The 18,008-nt window shown below is 43.6% G+C and carries 9 protein-coding genes; 3 read left to right on the top strand and 6 right to left on the bottom strand.

The genetic code is table 11. The features are described from left to right. Positions 1 to 22: 22 nt before the first annotated feature. The 3 genes from EBQ12_RS11835 to EBQ12_RS11825 form a co-directional block, all read right to left on the bottom strand. Positions 23 to 307 (bottom strand): AbrB/MazE/SpoVT family DNA-binding domain-containing protein, encoded by a 285-nt coding sequence (locus EBQ12_RS11835; RefSeq protein WP_008347289.1) that lies wholly within the window; start codon positions 305 to 307, stop codon positions 23 to 25. 109 nt (positions 308 to 416) lie between these two features. Beyond that, the gene (locus EBQ12_RS11830; protein ID WP_008347291.1) at positions 417 to 977 is read right to left on the bottom strand and encodes a class D sortase; all 561 of its coding nucleotides are present in this window, start codon (positions 975 to 977) and stop codon (positions 417 to 419) included. Positions 978 to 983: 6 nt separating this feature from the next. Beyond that, positions 984 to 4,604: an isopeptide-forming domain-containing fimbrial protein gene (locus EBQ12_RS11825; RefSeq protein ID WP_125590123.1), complete on the bottom strand. Its 3,621-nt coding sequence runs from the start codon at positions 4,602 to 4,604 to the stop codon at positions 984 to 986. 548 nt (positions 4,605 to 5,152) lie between these two features. On the opposite strand from EBQ12_RS11825, the gene EBQ12_RS11820 reads away from it, so the two are divergent. Both EBQ12_RS11820 and EBQ12_RS11815 read left to right on the top strand, forming a co-directional pair. Then, complete coding sequence (locus EBQ12_RS11820) at positions 5,153 to 5,797, top strand: YczE/YyaS/YitT family protein (protein ID WP_007498187.1); 645 nt, start codon at positions 5,153 to 5,155, stop codon at positions 5,795 to 5,797. 143 nt (positions 5,798 to 5,940) lie between these two features. After that, a complete protein-coding gene (locus EBQ12_RS11815; protein WP_125590121.1) occupies positions 5,941 to 6,642 on the top strand; it encodes a 4'-phosphopantetheinyl transferase family protein in 702 nt (233 codons plus the stop codon). Here the strand turns inward: EBQ12_RS11815 and EBQ12_RS11810 are convergent. Further along, a complete protein-coding gene (locus EBQ12_RS11810; RefSeq protein ID WP_125590119.1) occupies positions 6,629 to 7,966 on the bottom strand; it encodes an aminotransferase-like domain-containing protein in 1,338 nt (445 codons plus the stop codon). The two genes, EBQ12_RS11815 and EBQ12_RS11810, sit on opposite strands and share 14 nt — an antisense overlap. Positions 7,967 to 8,097: 131 nt before the next feature. On the opposite strand from EBQ12_RS11810, the gene EBQ12_RS11805 reads away from it, so the two are divergent. Continuing rightward, complete coding sequence (locus tag EBQ12_RS11805) at positions 8,098 to 9,012, top strand: DMT family transporter (RefSeq protein WP_098680845.1); 915 nt, start codon at positions 8,098 to 8,100, stop codon at positions 9,010 to 9,012. A 38-nt stretch (positions 9,013 to 9,050) separates the two neighbouring features. Here the strand turns inward: EBQ12_RS11805 and EBQ12_RS11800 are convergent, their stop codons facing one another. Both EBQ12_RS11800 and EBQ12_RS11795 read right to left on the bottom strand, forming a co-directional pair. After that, positions 9,051 to 9,791: a thioesterase II family protein gene (locus EBQ12_RS11800; protein WP_057078547.1), complete on the bottom strand. Its 741-nt coding sequence runs from the start codon at positions 9,789 to 9,791 to the stop codon at positions 9,051 to 9,053. A gap of 6 nt (positions 9,792 to 9,797) precedes the next feature. Continuing rightward, positions 9,798 to 17,996 carry a non-ribosomal peptide synthetase gene (locus EBQ12_RS11795; protein ID WP_125590117.1) on the bottom strand — a complete coding sequence of 2,733 codons (8,199 nt, stop codon included), beginning with the start codon at positions 17,994 to 17,996 and terminating at the stop codon, positions 9,798 to 9,800. Positions 17,997 to 18,008: the final 12 nt, after the last annotated feature.

The following is an 18,008-nucleotide window of genomic DNA, read 5'->3' as shown; positions in this document are numbered from 1 at the left end:
ACTTGATGAGAACAGCCTTTTTTTATATCTCTTTTTTCAGGCGAAGTGCCAATAAGTCTTGAAGGAGCAGTCTCGCTCCCTCTGGACTGATGACCACTCCACCCGATAGCACTTTGTTGGAGTTTGTCACTTCTCCTGTGACGATACAGGGCTTGTCCTGCCAATACGGCTTCATCACAATGTGACCTTCTTCTTGATAGATCTCCACCATATCTCGGGGATGAATTTTCAACCTTTTTCTTATATCTGTTGGCAGGACAATTCTTCCGACGTTATCTATATACTTTACATAGTCTTTACTTAACAAATTGACCCCCCCTGCATCTCTAGATATGATATAGACGATTCCCTGTTTATCCAGGGATTAAGCGCTCTAATCGGTTAATGAAAGAAGGAGCTGCAGGCTGATCCAATGGCTAAACACGCTTCCCATATATGATATATCTGTTTGGTGCAGGACCAATGAAAGAAAAAGGATAACATGTGGTGAGGATAAGTTCTTCCTTTTCCTGTTGTAGTGTAATAATACTTTGATCATCTTTTTTCACAATCTTTGTTTTCTCAATTTCATAGGTAAATCGACCGTATGAAAGCTCAATAACGAGTTGATCCCCTTTCACAAGTTCTCCTGTTCGTCTAAACACAGTATCACGATGCCCAGATAAAACGATTTGTCCCTGTTCATTAGGAAAATAGCTCTCGTGATAATGACCAACTCCCTTTGCCAAATCCTCCGCCGCTGTTCCTTCTACAATTGGTAACTCAGCTTTTAACTTTGGAATGTGCAATAGCCCAATAGTTTCACCAGCCTTCGGCACAAAAGGGGAATCCGCTTTCCCCTTTTGCTGGATGGCTGCTTGTGCAGACTGGAATGACTGATCTACTTGTCTTTGTCCATCAACGATTTTCATATATCCTACAATCACAAGACAAATACCTGCTGTAATCAATAGAGCTGAGATGATTTTTTGAAACATGGACGATTATCCGTTTCTTTTTCTTCTTTTCCATACAATAAGGGATGCACCTATTAGTACAAGTGCAAATCCTGCTAGTAAAAGGTTGTACATCTCTGTTGCAGTGTTCGGAAGATGATGACCAGGTGTATCCGGTTCTGAATGAGAAGGCTGCTCTGGATTTGCTGGCACCCCTGGCACATGCGGCGGCGGTACTACCGCTGTTGAGTTTTCAGGTTTGTCTGGTTCGTCAACATTATCACCCTTCACAACTGCGATATTTTGAATGGTTTTACCTTCAGATCCTTTCGCAACCTTCGCTTCAAAAGTAACCGTATGCCAGTCTGTGTCTTTAATATCACCAAATTGACCGGTGACTGTGCCTTTTGTGTAGTCTCCGTTGTCATCATCTTTTGCATCTGTGACAGCTTGTCCATCTACTTTTAGTGACCCTTCGACGTATTCAAGACCTTCTGGCAGTTTATCTGCGATGACTAAATCTTTGATGATACTGTCTTCTACACTATTTTTTGTTTTGATGGTGTAAAGAAGGGTGTCGCCTACCTGAACTTGTTTTTCATTTGTATTGCCTTCTGCTTTTTGAGAGATCTCAGATGTTTTTTCTGATTCAAGCTTTGGATCTCTTGGATCAATATTTGTTTCGGTTGTCGGCTCATCTGGCGGCGTGTTTTCGCCTGTTACTTTCGCTGTGTTTTGAATGGTTTTACCTGCTTGTCCTTTGGCTACTTTCGCCTCAAACGTCACAGTATGCCAGTCCGTGTCTTTGATATCACCAAATTGTCCGGTGACTGTGCCTTTTGTGTAATCTCCGTTATCGGCATCTTTTGCATCTGTGACAGCTTGGTCATCTACTTTTAATGACCCTTCGACGTATTCAAGACCTTCTGGCAATTTATCTGAAATCACGAGATTTTCGACGATGCTGTCCTCTTCAAGATTCTTTGTTTTGATCGTATAAAGAAGGGTATCGCCTACCTGTGGTGTTTTTTCATCTGTGTTCCCTTCTGCTTTTTTCTGAATGCTCGCTGTCTTTTCTGATGCTAGTTTTGGATCACGAGGATAAATTTCTGTCTTTGTTGTTGGATCATCTGGCGGCGTGTTTTCACCAGTTACTTCGGCAGTGTTTTGAATGTCTTGACCAGCCTGTCCCTTTTCAACTGTCACTTCAAACGTCACGGTATGCCAGTCTGTGTCCTTCACATTACCAAAATAACCTGTGACCTTTCCATCTGTGTAGTCACCGCTATCGTCGTCTTTCACATCTGTAACGGATTCTCCATCAATTTCAAGAGAGCCAGCGACATACTTCAGCCCTTTTGGTAATTGATCTGAGATCACTAGATTTTCCACAAGGCTGTCTTCTATCGTGTTCTTTGTTTTAATTGTATAAAGCAGGGTATCTCCCACTTCTGGATGCTTCTCATCTTTGTTACCTTCTGATTTTTTCTGCAAGACGGCTGATTTTTCAGAAGTCAGCTTCGGGTCACGAGGATAGATTTCTGTTTTTGTTGTCGGATCATCTGGAGGTGTGTTGTCACCTGTGACACTGGCTGTATTTTGAATATCTTTACCAGATTGTCCTTTTTCAACCGTGACCTCAAAGGTCACTGTATGCCAGTCTGTATCTTTAATGTCACCGAATTGTCCTGAGACGGTTCTGTTTGTGACATCACCATTATCTTGATCTTTCTCATCTGTGACCGCTTGTCCGTCTACCTCAAGGGAATTCGGCACATACGCTAATCCTTCCGGCAGTTCGTCTGAGATCACTAAATTTTCAACGAGACTGTCTTCTATCGTATTCTTTGTTTTAATCGTATAAAGAAGTGTATCACCGACCTCTGGATGCTTCTCATCTGTATTCCCATCTGCTTTTTTCTGCAAGACGGCTGATTTTTCAGAAGTCAGCTTCGGGTCACGAGGATAGATCTCTACATTCGTTGTCGGCTCGTCTGGCGGTGTGTTGCCGGTTGTGACACTCGCTGTATTTTGAATATCTTTGCCTGCCTGACCTTTTTCAACTGTGACTTCAAACGTCACGGTATGCCATTTCACATCTTTCACTTCACCGAACGTTCCAGTGACAGTTCCATCTGTCATATCACCGTTGTCGTCATCTTTTGTATCTGTGACTGGATTTCCATCTACCTGAAGTGAGTTTGGTACATATGATAACCCTTGAGGTAACTTATCAGAAATCACAAGATCTTCAATCACGCTATCTTCAACAGCGTTACGGGCTTGAATGGTATACAGCAATGTGTCGCCTACTTCTGGATGCTTCTCATCTGTATTACCATCTGCTTTTTTCTGTAAGACCGCTGATTTTTCCGATTCAAGCTTTGGATCACGAGGATAAATTTCTATATTTGTTGTTGGTTTGTCTGGTGGTGTATTATCCCCTTCGACATTCGCTGTATTTTGAATATCCTTGCCAGCTTGACCTTTTGCTACTTTCGCTTCAAATGTCACGGTGTGCCAATCAGTGTCTTTCACATCACCTATTTGACCTGTCACAGTGCCGTTTGTATAATCACCTTTGTCTTGATCTTTGGCATCAGTTACGCTTGTACCGTCTACCTTAAGAGATCCAGAAACATAGGTTAAACTACTCGGAAGATTATCTGATATGGTCAGATTCTTAAGAACGCCGTATTGCACCGTATTTTTTGCTCTAATTGTATAAAGCAAAGTGTCGCCTACTTCTGGATTCTTTTCATCTGTGTTGCCTTCTGCTTTTTTCTGTAAAGCAACCGATTTTTCTGATTCAAGGTTAGGTGGATATGGATCGAATTCAGGCTTCACCCTTGAAGCTAAGTCGTAAGATAATGAATCACCTGCAGTGCCCATATATGTTGTACTTAATGTTTTCGCATCAAGTGTAAAAAGAGTGGAATGACCAATAGAGTCATCTTTTCCTGATTGTAATAGCATTTGTCCATTTGGCAAAAAGCTAATTCCTCGTACTCCTCCCTCAATAGGTTTACCATCTGCATTTGTGATTGGAATCACTCGAATGACTTCAGCTGTTTCAGGATTCATTTGCGCAATGGACCCACTGGTATTAGATGCGAACCAAAGATAGCCATCCTTATCGACTACAAGGTCTCCGCCAATGTCTCCGCCAATGCCAGGGCCAACGTCATAACCAACAATTTTCTTGGCCGTTTTTTGACCAGTTGCTAAGTCGTACGTTGCAAGGTAGGGTTCTCCACCAACCTCATACGAATGAATATATTTACCGTTATAAACAACGGCATTAGGCGCTCTTCCGCCTAAAACACCTACACGCTCTGCTTGTCCAGTGGTCGCATTTATTTTATAAAGAACTGGCTCTCCACTTGCTGTCGTAGTTGCATACACAGTGTTTTCTTGGTCATTCACAGCAACACCGTTCACTACAGTCGAATTAATTCCCTTCACCTGTACACTAGCCTTTACGTTTGTTGGATTTTGCCCATCAAGCTGATAAAGAACTAACTTCCCATTTCCAATCATGTAGGAATCTGTGTTATTGACAACCACCGTCCCAGCGGCTTTCGTAACAGATGGCGAAACTGTTAATAAATTCCCAGCAATCAGCACCAATATAAGAAATAATTGACTCGTTCTTTTTATTATGTTCATTTTTTTTAACATCCCCTTTTCCCTGCTCTAAATCATAATGGTATGTACCAGTTCACCTCCCACACTTTGGTAAAGAATATCAGTAACATTTCAGAACCCTCAACATGACCAAAAGACTATTTTCGACAAAAATAGCCCTTTGGTCATATACAGCTTTCGACATCTGATCCATCTATGTTTTTTCCAATAAAACAAGTTTTTTTATCGTGTATCAAATATTTTATCTATCAATAAAAACAGGCCTAACGACGCAATTTACATACAATCTATTCTATTTTATCTTGAATATTCTTTAATTGGATAAAGGTTGTTTTTTTGTCATTTTATATTGAATTTTTTTCTTATTTTCATAAAAATTGGTAATTATTGGTTCGCTTTGTTAAAAAAAACAATTCAAAAGTCTTGCTCCAAAATTTGATGTTTTCTGCTCTTTTTATGGAAAAAATTCTTTTTATCGAGTAAGCGATTACAATTGAGCAAAGCCATTTAAAGGGGCGTGCGAGTATGTTACGATTGAAATCGAGTGTTTAAGAAAGAAGGGAAAGCTTTTGAAGCGGGAACATCTTTTACGTTGGTTTTTTTATTTTGTTGGATTAATTGTACTTGCTTTTGGACTATCGCTGACAGTGAAGGGAAAGATCCTTGGCATTGGTCCGTGGGACGCTTTTCATTATGGACTGTTTCAGCATTTTGGTTTAACCATTGGACAATGGTCGATCATTATTGGTGCACTGATTGTGACACTGACATCTGTTTTCACGAAATCTTTTCCAAAGATCGGCGCCCTGCTCAATATGGTGCTGATCGGCGTGTTTATTGATTTCTTTAATGCAGTATTACCTGCACCACATGGGTATTTACCTGCTTTATATGTGTTTATTACGGGCGTGATTGTGTCTGGGTATGGCGTTGGCATTTATGTCTCAGCCAACCTTGGCGCTGGGCCAAGGGATTCATTAATGTTGCTCATCTCAGCAAAAACGGGGCTGAACGTGCAGTGGGTTCGAAATGGTATTGAGTTAACCGTGCTCCTATTTGCATGGATGCTCGGCGGCCCGATTGGCATTGGAACGATTCTGACGGCCATCTTTACCGGACTCGTCCTTCGCTTTTCATTGCCACAATCGACACGGCTCTTGCAACTGCTCATTACAAAAACAGCGGAGAAACCTGTTCAGACCCTTACCCGATAAGAACAAGCCATTCTATGAAAAGAATGGCTTTTCTTGTGCAACATTCACGAATATTTCAGACCAACTTTATGCTTCTATTGAAAAGGATGCTTCGCACGGGGTTCATCCAATGGTACAATAAATGTAAAAAATTGAGGTCCGTTATGAAGATTTTCGCTATTCAATTACAACCTTTAGATGATAAAAATGCACGAAAACAAATAGAACAGCTGAAGCCTTTTGTGTCACTTGAAAAACGCGCCGCCGCTGAGCGCTTTCGTTTTTTGATCGATGCAAGAAGAACGCTTTTAGGTGAGGTACTAATTCGTCACATCATTCATGAGATGTACGCACTGCCTATGGAACAGATCATTTTTGAAACAGAAGGGAATGGAAAGCCTGTTGTCCGGCAAATTCCTTCTTTTCATTTTAATCTTTCTCACTCTGGTGATTGGGTCGTGGGCGCAGTAGATGATGCGCCTGTTGGCATTGATATTGAAGAGATTAAACCGATTGATTTAGCCATTGCCAAACGATTTTTTTCAGCTGACGAATATCAAGATTTACTCTCACAACCGGCAGACCAGCAGGAAGCCTATTTCTTTCATTTATGGTCCATGAAGGAGGCTTTTATCAAGCTGACAGGGAAGGGAATATCCTATGGTCTTTCATCCTTTACCGCTCGCTTGTCAGAGGATGGACAGGCTACTTTGAGATTACCTGATCACGAAGCCCCTTGCGTTGTCCAAACATATTCACTTGATCCTGCCTACCAAATGGCGGTTTGTACAAGAAAACCCGCTGCGGCTGAGCACGTCGAGATACTCACTTGTGAGAACATGCTGTCACGCCTTAATAACGTGTGATTTGTTGAAGTGATGACTTTAGCAAATCGACGCCTCGTGCGATTTCCTCTTCTTTTACATGCCAAATGTTCAGCTGAAGTATAGGCTCCTTATGATAAGTAGAAATGAAATGGCGGTCGATCGGCTGAACCATCACAGAAGCCATTTTTAGCTGCTGAATGAGCTGATTCATCGGAATGGACCGGTCGACACGAACGTGGGTATGGGTAGCTGGCTCCTCTTCTCCCAGCTCATAAGCGCCTTGATCATTTTTCAAACAGGCCACAAGTTGTTTGGATCGAGCTCTATAGGTCGCCTGCATCCTTTCTCTATGACGCTCAAACATCCCGCTTTTCAAATAAATTTCTAAAGCAGCCTGTGAGAGCATCGAGCTGTCGATATCAATCAGCCGTTTATGTTCACTAAAGGGGCCAATCAGCTCGTTTGGTAAGACGACAGCACCTGTTCTAAGCCCCGGAAAAATGATTTTTGAGAAGCTTTTTAAATAAATGACCTTCCCCGCCCGATCATATGAATAGATCGGGTCTCTTTTTGTATCGAATTCTAAATCAGCCAAATAATCGTCTTCAACGATGTAGACATCATATGCTTCGGCAAGGGCTGCAATCGCTATTTTTTCTTGTTTCGACAGACTCGTTCCAAGCGGGTTGTGAAACCTTGGCATCGTATAGAAAAAGCGAATATCCTCCTCCCGGAAGATACGCTCCAATTCCTGAAGATCGAGTCCTTTTTCCGTCCGCTGGATCCCCCGGACAGGTAGCTGGTTTTTCTCTAAGTATTGGAGGTATAGGTGATAGCCTGGCTGTTCGACCAATATGGTCTGTTTTCCATTCCGAAACGGGATGGTGCTTAAAATCGATAAAGCCAGCTGAATACCAGAAGTCATGACGATCTGTTCTGGAGAGGCAAACACTTGATAATCCGTTAAACGCTTTGAAATGATTGGCAGTAAAGATGGTAATCCATTGGTGGTGCCATAGATAAATAAATCATTTTGATACAGATCAATCGCTTGATTGATGCAGTGCTGAAAATCGACATATGGAAACACAATGGGATCAGGCGCAGAGGAAGCAAAATCAATCCATGTGCTGCCCTTCTTAACGGCTGACTGATTGGTTTTCACGACAAAATAGCCACTTCTTTCTACAGAGTACAGCAAGTGTTCACGCTCTAATGTGTCTAGTGCTTTTATGACAGTGCTTTTGCTCACAGCATATTGAGCCGCTAAGTGACGAATGGATGGAATTTTCATTCCAGCATTGTATTCACCGCTCTCGATTTTGTTTTTTATATTCAACACAAGCTGATCATATTTCCTCACAGTACTACCCTCCTTGTACCGGTACAGATATCAATAACTCTTATTGTACACTTTACTTGATCCGTTTACGATAAAAAGACAGAACCGGTCAATTCAACTGAAGCATGCATGCTCGTGTAAGGAGAATTCTGATGGATATGTCAAAACAAAAAGCGTATGCTGCTTCGATCGCATACGCCTGTATGATTGGTTTTTCATTCTTGTTTGTCAAAGTAGCCTTAGCATCAGCGAATCCGATTGATGTATTGGCACACCGATTTACCGTTTCTTTCGCAGCCGCTCTTTTGTTATTTCCATTTTTACGAAAAAAGTACCGTTTTTCCATTCAATGGCGTGATCTCATTTACATTGTGCCATTTTCCTTGCTTTATCCTGTGTTGTTTTTTGCATTTCAAGTGTGGGGGCTGATGTTCACCTCTTCATCAGAGGCCGGTATTATACAGGCGACCATCCCTATTTTGACAATGGTGCTTGCAGCATGGTGTTTAAAGGAACGCCCTACCTCGATTCAGGTGCTGTTTACCATTCTTTCTGTGTCCGGGGTGATGCTCCTCTTTGTGGTGAAGGGAATTGATGTGAAACATTCTCATCTCATCGGCTATGTGCTGATCTTACTTTCAGCCTTATCATCCAGTGCCTACAGCGTATTTGCCAGAGTGATGACACGGCGATTCCATGTCATTGAACTGACTTTCGTGATGACATTCTTTGGATTTGTTTTCTTTAATGCTGCTGCTCTCATTCGGCACTCGGTAAATGCTACACTACCGCAGTTTTTCAGTCCGTTTACGCAGCCATCCTTTGTATGGTCTATGCTCTTTTTAGGCATTCTCTCATCACTGCTCACAGCGTATTTATCAAACTATGCTCTTTCCCACCTTGAAGCAGCAAAGGTGAGTATCTTTAACAATCTTTCTGCTTTCATTACCATTGCCGCTGGCGTGCTTATTTTACATGAAACGATTGATATGGTTCACCTCATCGGAGCTGTGCTCGTCATTGGCGGAGTGATTGGCGGAAATGTGGTGAGGAAGGGGAATTCATAAAGAAAACGGCCCTCGTTTGACGGGGCCGTTGTTTTCTTTTATTGGCTGATGAATTGCCTTTTTGTTGTCTGCTCAATGACATGCCTCATATGTTCTGCGAACTGCTCGAGGTGTGTGTTGATATACATGTGACCTCCTTCGAAATCAGTGCGTTCGATGGCGTTTGCCCATGTTAGCCAGCCGGCTGCGTCTTCCATACATTTTTTATCTTGCTTTCCGTTCAATAAATAAACGGGTGATTCAATGATTGTTTTGTCTGTATGCTGGAAGGATTCTAATGCTTGATAGTCGGCACGTAAGGATGGTGTAAAGTAATCCATCATTGGCTTGTTCTCTAACAATTCCTTTGGAATCCCGCCCATTTCAGCGATATGCTGAACAAATGCTTCATTCGATAAATGGGTCAATATTTGTCTTTTTGTTTGTGGCGGCTGAATGGCAGAAATGACAACTGCTGCCGGATCGATGCCTTCCTTTTCTAGCAGCTGAGTCAGCCTGTACACCACAAGTCCGCCCATGGAATGTCCGAACAAAATAAATGGACGGTTTAATTTGCCTGTCAGTCCTTCTTTATACAATTCAGCCAACCGGTCAATGCTTGACTCAAGCGGCATGAGGTTCGTTCCATGACCCGGAGGCTCTGCTGCTGTCACTTCGGCCGTGTCCTTCAGCTTTTCAAAGAGCGGACGGTAAGAGGCGGAATATCCGCCTGCAAAAGGAAAACAAATAAGCTGAATCAGATCTGATTTTTTTTCAAAGGTTTTAAATAATTGGTTCATACGTCCTTACCCCTTTACGATCGTTTCAAGAATCTGCGCAAGTTGATCTGCCTGCGGTCTTTTCATCATGGTCACATGGTCGCCTTTTATCTGAAAATACGAGCACGTTTCTCTCGTGTAAGCTTCCCAATCGGCAAATTTCTTCTGGAAATCTGTGGCGTGATCGCTGCTTTGTATAATATAAAACGGCACAGAGAATGGGTCTTTTTCTAATTCAATGGCTTGAGACATGATGGTATTATGTGTCTGCATTTGCAAGTATTTATCTAAATAGTGATCATTCATAAATTGATGAACGACTTCATCCTTTTCTGCTTCTTTGAGGATTTTCTGCTTCACTTCTTGGAAGCTGAGCCCTTGTAATGCTTCTGGTTTGATGCCGACGAGGTTCCCCATACCCAGAACGAGGGCAAGCATTTTCACTTCTTCTTCGTTCATATCGGCATGAAGCGCTTGATCTGCCTCATCTCTTAATACCGGAACCGTATCTAAAATGATCAATCCTTTTGGCGCTTTTCCTGCATGACAGAGTCTCTGATTCATTCCGTAAGCAAGATGTCCACCCATGGAATGCCCTGCCAAATAATCAATGCCTGGTCGATAGAATGTCTCAATGGCTTCAATAAAAATGGTGACAAGCTCTGTATAATGAAGGAATTGTGGTTCTTCATCCTCATACAAGCCTGGAGACTGCAAGGCGTAAACAGCTCCTTCATGTGTCATGAGCTTGGCCACATCGATATACCCCATCACCGTTCCACCAGCAGGCGGTGCAAAGAATATTCTCGGTTCAGCCGGATCCCCTTTTTTCAACTCGATCACATAGTCTTTCGGCGATCTTTCGACAGGCTCGCCTGTTTCTGGCACTGTGTCCAAATATGCCGCTAACTGCGCTGGCGCTGGGTGCATGAAAATCCATTTTGGATCAACACGGACACCCTTTTCTTTTAATTTGGCAACGGCTTGAATACTCATAATCGAATCTCCGCCTAAATCAAAGAATGAATCATGAATTCCTACTCGTTTGACACCAAGCACTTCACTGAAAGCTGTCACAATCAGCTGCTGTGTTTCTGTTACCGGTTGATCGTCTTCATGTGAGGATGAGACTGCGTCTGTCGGCTCAGGCAATGCTTTTTGATCGACCTTCCCATTTGTTGTGACAGGAATTGCGTCAAGTACGATAAAGTAACTTGGAATCATATAGCCTGGCAGGCTTTCCTGTAAAAATGCTTTCCATCCGGGAACAGGCTCTCCTCCATCTGTGACAAGGTAGGCTGCCAGCCGTTTTGAGCTGCCGTACGTTTTGGCAATGACGGTACATTCTTTTACTTGTGGGTGTTTGAGCAGGGCTGTCTCAATTTCTCCACATTCAATTCGGTAGCCTCTAATTTTCACCAAGTTGTCTTTTCGGCCAAGGTATTCAATACTGCCATCAGACCGCCATTTCCCTAGGTCACCGGAACGATACAGTTTGTCCCCTTTTAATGCCGGGAATGGATTGTCAATAAACCGCTCCTGCGTGCGCTCTGGGTCATGCAGATACCCTTTCGCCAGCCCTGTTCCGCCGATATAGATTTCTCCTTTGACACCTGTTGGTACTGGATTGAGGTCATCATCAAGTATGACAACCGTTGAGTTGGCGACTGGCACACCGATTGGCACTGATCTTGCATCCTCCGGTACGTGTGTGACTTGATAAGTGGTCGCTAATGTTGTGTTTTCTGTAGGACCGTAAGCATTGATTAGCACACCCTTCATATGTGGCAATGCCTTTCGTGCATGCTCACTAGACATGGCTTCTCCGCCAACGAGTAATGTACGGTATCCAGCCACACTTTTTGGATCATGCTCAATCAGCCGGTTGAATAATGCAGTTGGCAAACAGTTGGCTGTGACTTGATGCGTTTTGATTAACCGAGTTAATTCGTCCATATTTAGAGCAGCATATTTCGGGATCAGAACCAGCTGGCCGCCATTGAGCAGCATTCCCCATAATTCAAAGGTAAAGGCATCAAATGCATAGTTAGACAGCTGAAGCATTTTATCTTCTGAACCAAGCTCAATATAGTTTGTTTCTTTCACTAAGCGGACCACACCTGCATGAGGAAGCATCACGCCTTTTGGTGTGCCTGTTGAGCCTGAAGTGTAGTTCACATAGGCAAGCTGGTCTTCTCCTACAATCGATTTTTCCCTTTGATACACTGCGTCTGTTTCTGGTAACGGCTTGTCCATTTCAATCTTTGTGCCGCTCAGATCGTCTAAACGATTGATCAGATGCGACTGGGTTAAGATGATATCGCTTTGTGTATCGCGAACGATCAGACCGATGCGGGCATCTGGATACTCAGGTGACATCGGTACATAAGCAGCACCCGACTTGACGATCCCTAGAACTGAGACCATCATGTCAAACGAACGATCAAACAGCATCGGGACAAGTGAACCTGGTCCAACGCCCTTTGACTGTAAATAGGCAGCCAGTTTTGTCGCCTTCTCGTCTAAATCTTGATACGTCATATGCTCTTCCATATAAGATACAGCAATCCGGTGCGGGTCACGCTGCACTTGTTCTTCAAATAATTCTTGCAGCGTACGCTTTGGATAAGGCGTGTCAGTTTGATTTTTCCCTATGATCATGGCATTCTGTTCTGTTTTGTCCATGACGCAAAAGTCAGCGAATGTCCGTTCAGGCTGAGCCGTCATGCCATCTAACAAATTGAGATAATAATTCATCATACGGTGGATCGTTTCTTGCTCAAATAAATCCGTATTATATTCCACATGGATAGACAGCTTGTCCTCCTGCTCAAATACATGCAAGGTGAGATCAAATTTAGAGACGGTATGATGGACCATCACTTGTTCCGATGTCAGTCCTTTTAGGTTGATATCCAGCGAATCAGTGACATACCCCATGGCGACTTGGAAGATCGGTGAACGACTTAGGTCTCTATCCATTGAAAGGTCATCCACAAGCTTGTCGAATGGATAATGCTGATGCTCAAAGGCTTTTAACGTCATTTCTTTCACCTTTGCCAGTAAATCGGCAAAGGTATTGGCTGTTGAAACGTCCTGTCTCAGCGCCAATGTATTGACAAACATGCCGACGAGCTTCTCTGATTGTTCGACATCACGCCCAGCGATTGGCGATCCAACAATGACATCTGTTTGTCCAGACAACTTGTGAAGCAGGACATAATAGGCTGACAACATCGTCATAAATAGTGTTGTCCCCTGCTGCCTCGACAAGGCATGTAAACGCCGAACAAGCGGTTCATCTATCACGATTTGCTCTGTAGCTCCATTAAATGTTTGAACCGGCGGACGAGGACGGTCAAACGGGAGCTCTAATACCGGCAACTCTCCTTGTAACGTTTCTAGCCAATAGCTCTGAGCCTCATGGTGGTTCTTTAATTGCTCATTCTCCCAATGAACATAATCGGTCCATTCAATCTCAAGTGCAGGTAGCTCAGGCGTTTTCTCTGATAATAGCGCACCATACACGACTTCTAATTCTTGAATAAGCAGGCTGAGCGACCATGCATCGGAAATGATATGATGCTGCGCACAAAGCAAGTAATATTCCTCTTTCCCCATATCAACAATTGTCCACTGTGCAAGCGGTCCCCGTTCTAAGTCATAGATGCGGTTCGCCTCTTGCTGAATCAGCTGTTCCAATCTTCTCGCTCTTGTTTTTTCATTAAATAATGAGAAGTTCGCAACGGTTACTGATGGCGGAAGATCTTCACGGATGACTTGAACCGGCTTGCCGCCAATGGTTTGAAATGTTGCGCGCAGTGCTTCATGACGTTTTGTTAAGAGACCGATCGCCTTTGTTAACGTTTGGATGTGTAATTGGCCCATCAGCTTCCAAGCACCTAATATATTGTAATGATGACTCTTTTCTAATGTAGATAAGAACCAAATTCGCTTTTGAGCGTGTGACAGCTCATAGCTTGTTCGTTTTTCCAGCTTTGGAATGCTGGCTTCCTGAATGGCTGGTGCTCCATTGATGTCATCGACCATTTGTGCCAAGTGTGCCAGATTCTTGCTTTCAAATAATATTTTTAGCGGTGCCTTTATTGAAAACTCATGATTAATACGAGAAATCGTTTGAGTGGCCTTTAATGAATGTCCACCAAGGTCAAAGAATTGATCCTCTTTGTACACACGATCGACTTCTAAAATATCCTCCCATATGGCCGCAAGCACCTGCTCTGTCTTCGTTTCTGGCAATTGCTTTTCAAACGGCTGTGCGTGTTTGTGATGGAACTGTTTGAGGGCTTCGTGATCAATAGAGCCATCTTGTTTTTTCGGTATATCTTCCACTTGCCTGATGTCCCAGTTCCCCTCTATGATGTCTGTGATCTTGTCAGCATCCACTTCTTTGCCTGATTGCACCGTATAGTACAGTTTCTTTTCAAAAAATGGTATTGGTGCTGGTTGAAGATGTTCAGCGATTTCTTGATTCGCCCCATCTAGGCCAATAAATAGATGCGCTTCATTCAGCCGAACACCTAGACATAATGAATGGAGTCCTTGTTTTTTTCCAATCAATTGAAAGCCCTTGCGAACGGTTAGCGCAGCCCCAGTATGTCCCTTAGACAAACCAAGATTATCCCACATGCTGAAATTCAACGAAATCGCTCTTCTTCCCTCATGATAGGTAAGGGCATGTGCGAGTCCATCTAAAAAGCTGTTCGCCGCAGAATATGCGCCAAATGTGGTGCCGCCAAAAAAGCCATTCACTGATCCAAAAAAGACGAGTGGAACTGACGGGTCATGCTTGAAGGCTTCTTGCAGCACCCAAGCGCCATCTGCCTTCCCTGAAAGTTCTTTGACGAAATCTTCTTCTGTTGTATGAGCCAATGTATACGTATCCACATGCTGAAAGTGCTCAGATACATTGCCAGCACCGGCTAAATGAAGCGCTCCTCGGATCGACTGTCCGAAATGCTTTTCTGCTTTATAAATCGCCCGCTCGACGTCACATAAATTCGTCACATCGGCTTGTACATAAAGGACGTCTCCCAGATCTTTCAGTTGTGAGAATGACGCCTCTTTTTCTCTGTCTTCTTCAAGGGATGTCCGTCCAATTAACACGAGCTTCAAGCCAAATTGGAGCATTTGCTTAGACAGTTCAAATCCAATACCGCCAAGCCCTCCAGTCAGCAAGTACAAGCCTTCATATTCTAAAAACCCTTCTGTCTGAGGTGCCGTCATCATATTCACTTTTTCCAGCTTTGGTACGAGGCGCTGGCCATGCCGGTAAGACACTTCTGCTTTCAAATGAATCGCACCTAGTTCGTCCGCAATATGCTTGGCATCCTGTTCCACATTCTCCGCTTCAATATCAAGGTGAGACACTTCTGCCCCTTCCCATTCTTGCGGGATGGTTTTTAATAATCCGGCAAGAGACGTTTTCTCCACATGAAGCTCATCTTGCGGTTTTACCAATTGACCACCTTTTGTGACAACAACGAGACGCATCGGCTCTTTATTTTCTTGTCTCAATGCTTGATACAAATACAAAATGGATTGGCTAGTGCTTGCATTCAGTTCTTTGAACTGCGTAGGGCTCGCAATCATCTCCTTGTCTGATACATTCCACAAGTGGAGCATACGGTCAATTTTTAATTCATCGGCTTCAAGCGCCGCCACAAGCCTGACGTAATCCCCCTTAATTCGAGGGTTCATCTGATACATCCCTTTTGACAGGCGTAAAAATTCATAACCCTTTTTCACAGAAACATAAGGCAGGTTCATTTGTTCAAATTGTGTATAAAGCGATTGATAAAGCCCTTTTTCATCCTCAAATACGAGTACATGATCAGTGGAGACTGGCTGAGATGGACCGATATTCTCTTTTACCCAAATACGTTTAAAGAACCAATCTGGGAGGGTTTGTTCATTTTCCGAAGCAAGATCAAGTGCACGTTCAATGTCATGAAACACCCCAGCTTTCAGTGCCGCACCTAGTTGAGCACGTTGGATTTTTCCGCTTTCTGTTTTCGGAAATTGGTCTTTTTTCACCGGAATGATATGGTCAGGTTCGATTCCCATTTTGCGAATGATGCTCTCTCTAATCTGCTGAATCATTGTGATTTGATCCTCTATCGAATCCTTCTGCGTGACAAAAAAGACGGCGAGTGTGTCATTACTTGATTCGGGATTGTAAATGCCGTACGCAGCGGCAAAGGTGACTTCAACCCCCTCAACCTCTTCCACAACGGCTTCAATTTCGTAATTCAAATAGTTCGCTCCGTTGATGACGATGATATCCTTTTCCCGTCCTGTGAGGACTAGGCGCCCTTCATGAATAAATCCTAAATCTCCTGTATGAAACCAGCCGTTTTCCGCAAATACTTCTTCATTCGCTTCCTCATTTTGATAGTAGCCCATCATAATCGTTGGACTCTTCACCTGCAAGCGGCCGACTTGATCTTCTGGCAGCACATGGTGATGCTCGTCTACAATCCGAATCCATACAGAAGGGATGGGTGCACCAACTTCTGTAAAGGTCATCTTGTGCGGATGATCGTGCGCCACATATTGAATCTCACTTGTTAATGAGGTCTGATCAATGGTCAGTTGTCCACCCTGATCATCATGACGCATGAATTCTTTTGACTGGACAATGGCTGATGATGTTTCTGACATGCCATAAGCCGGCACCATCGCATGGCGGCTTAATCCGTGCTCACCCATGATGTGCATGAAACGCTGCGTCACTTTTGGAACAACTGCTTCGGCGGCGTTCATGATATAGGTCAAGGTGGAGAGATCCCAGCTCCCTTTGCGAATGTCGTCTTCATATTCATTCATCATCGCAAAGGCAAAGTTTGGCGCCCACGTCCTTGTGACACCGTATCTTTCTACCCAATCCAGCCACACCATCGGCCGTTCGATAAATTGATCAATGGATGGACTAATTTGTTGGCAGCCGAGGTAGACATCATGGACATGAAACATGACAATGCCCCCTACATGATCAAGCGGCATCCAGTTCATTGATACATCCTCATGCGTGAAACCATTTGCCTGCTCAAAGGAAATGATTCTAGATAAAATGCTTTGATGGTTGTGCCGGATACACTTTGGCACACCTGTACTTCCTGAGGACAGCAGCTGAAGCACAGGCTCATCCGGCTCTGGCTCATAATGCTGTTCATCTGGGTCACAGGCAAGTAATGTTTCGATTGTTAAAATCGGAATCGCTTTTGATTCAAACGTTTTACGTAGCCCTGCAATGTCCTCAGCACTCGCTTCGTTTGTAATAATGAATGGTTCATTTTGCAGCTGAAACACGCCCTTGAGCTTGTTCACGCCTTGATTCATTTCATCATACACAGGCGGTACAGAGACTGGGGTTGGAATGATTCCACCGAGAATACAGCCCCAGAATACCGTGATAAAATCTTGATGATCTTTCAATTGAAGCAGCACTTGATCGCCGTTTGAAAGTCCGGCTGCCCTTAATCCAGATAGGACACGTTCCGCTCCTGTGAGTAATTCCGGGTAAGTCTGGACCACCTCATGACCGCCTTCTTTGAGATACGTGACTCCGCGATTTGGTGACATAAAGGCGGCTCGGATCAGTACCTCTGTCAATGTGACTGGTGTACCTGGTTTTCTGATCACATCACCTCCATAAACAAGAGCTGGTGGTTTTTCTTGTACGGAGGATTGTATATTTTGACTGACTTCATCTTTTGAAAACGATTCGTTTATATTTGTACGCTGTCTATCTGGGAAGAGGTCATCTAAATGATAGGGTATTTGTTTTTCTGTCTGACTCTCTATCAAAACGGCTGCTTCCTCTACTCCATCTATGGCTTTCGTGCGCTCTTCTATCTTTCTTCGTTCCTCGTCATCTAGTACGTCAATGGCAAGTAGCGCCTCGGTATCGACCGCTCCACTTTCTTTTCGCGGCAAGGAAGGGACGAGGACGAGTGCGGCTGGCATTTCATCAGGATGAAGCGGTCCTTTCATCAAATCCTCTCTTGTCAACGAAGGGTCCTTCGCCTGTGCAAACAGCACAAGCGATAGGCCTCCTTCTTGATTTTTCTTCGGGATGAGCGCACATTCCTTTAGTGGAAAGTGAAGCATGAAGACTTTCTCTAATGCTTTGAGATCGATTCGTTTTCCATTGATCCTGACAATATGATTTGCTGCATTTCCTTTTCGTCTACTAACTAGCATTCTTCTTCTCCT

This window comes from Bacillus sp. 2B09, assembly GCF_003946835.1.
Lineage (GTDB): Bacteria > Bacillota > Bacilli > Bacillales > Bacillaceae > Bacillus > Bacillus altitudinis.
The sequence above is the reverse complement of the archived record's forward strand: the minus strand, read 5'-3'. Positions and strand labels throughout refer to the sequence as shown.

Excerpts from the sequence above, each read along its gene's own strand:
- EBQ12_RS11805 (WP_098680845.1), top strand. The coding sequence starts at position 8,098 with ATGGATATGTCAAAACAAAAAGCGTATGCTGCTTCGATCGCATACGCC.
- EBQ12_RS11825 (WP_125590123.1), bottom strand. The coding sequence starts at position 4,604 with ATGAACATAATAAAAAGAACGAGTCAATTATTTCTTATATTGGTGCTG.
- EBQ12_RS11830 (WP_008347291.1), bottom strand. The coding sequence starts at position 977 with ATGTTTCAAAAAATCATCTCAGCTCTATTGATTACAGCAGGTATTTGT.
- EBQ12_RS11815 (WP_125590121.1), top strand. The coding sequence starts at position 5,941 with ATGAAGATTTTCGCTATTCAATTACAACCTTTAGATGATAAAAATGCA.
- EBQ12_RS11795 (WP_125590117.1), bottom strand. The coding sequence starts at position 17,996 with ATGCTAGTTAGTAGACGAAAAGGAAATGCAGCAAATCATATTGTCAGG.
- EBQ12_RS11800 (WP_057078547.1), bottom strand. The coding sequence starts at position 9,791 with ATGAACCAATTATTTAAAACCTTTGAAAAAAAATCAGATCTGATTCAG.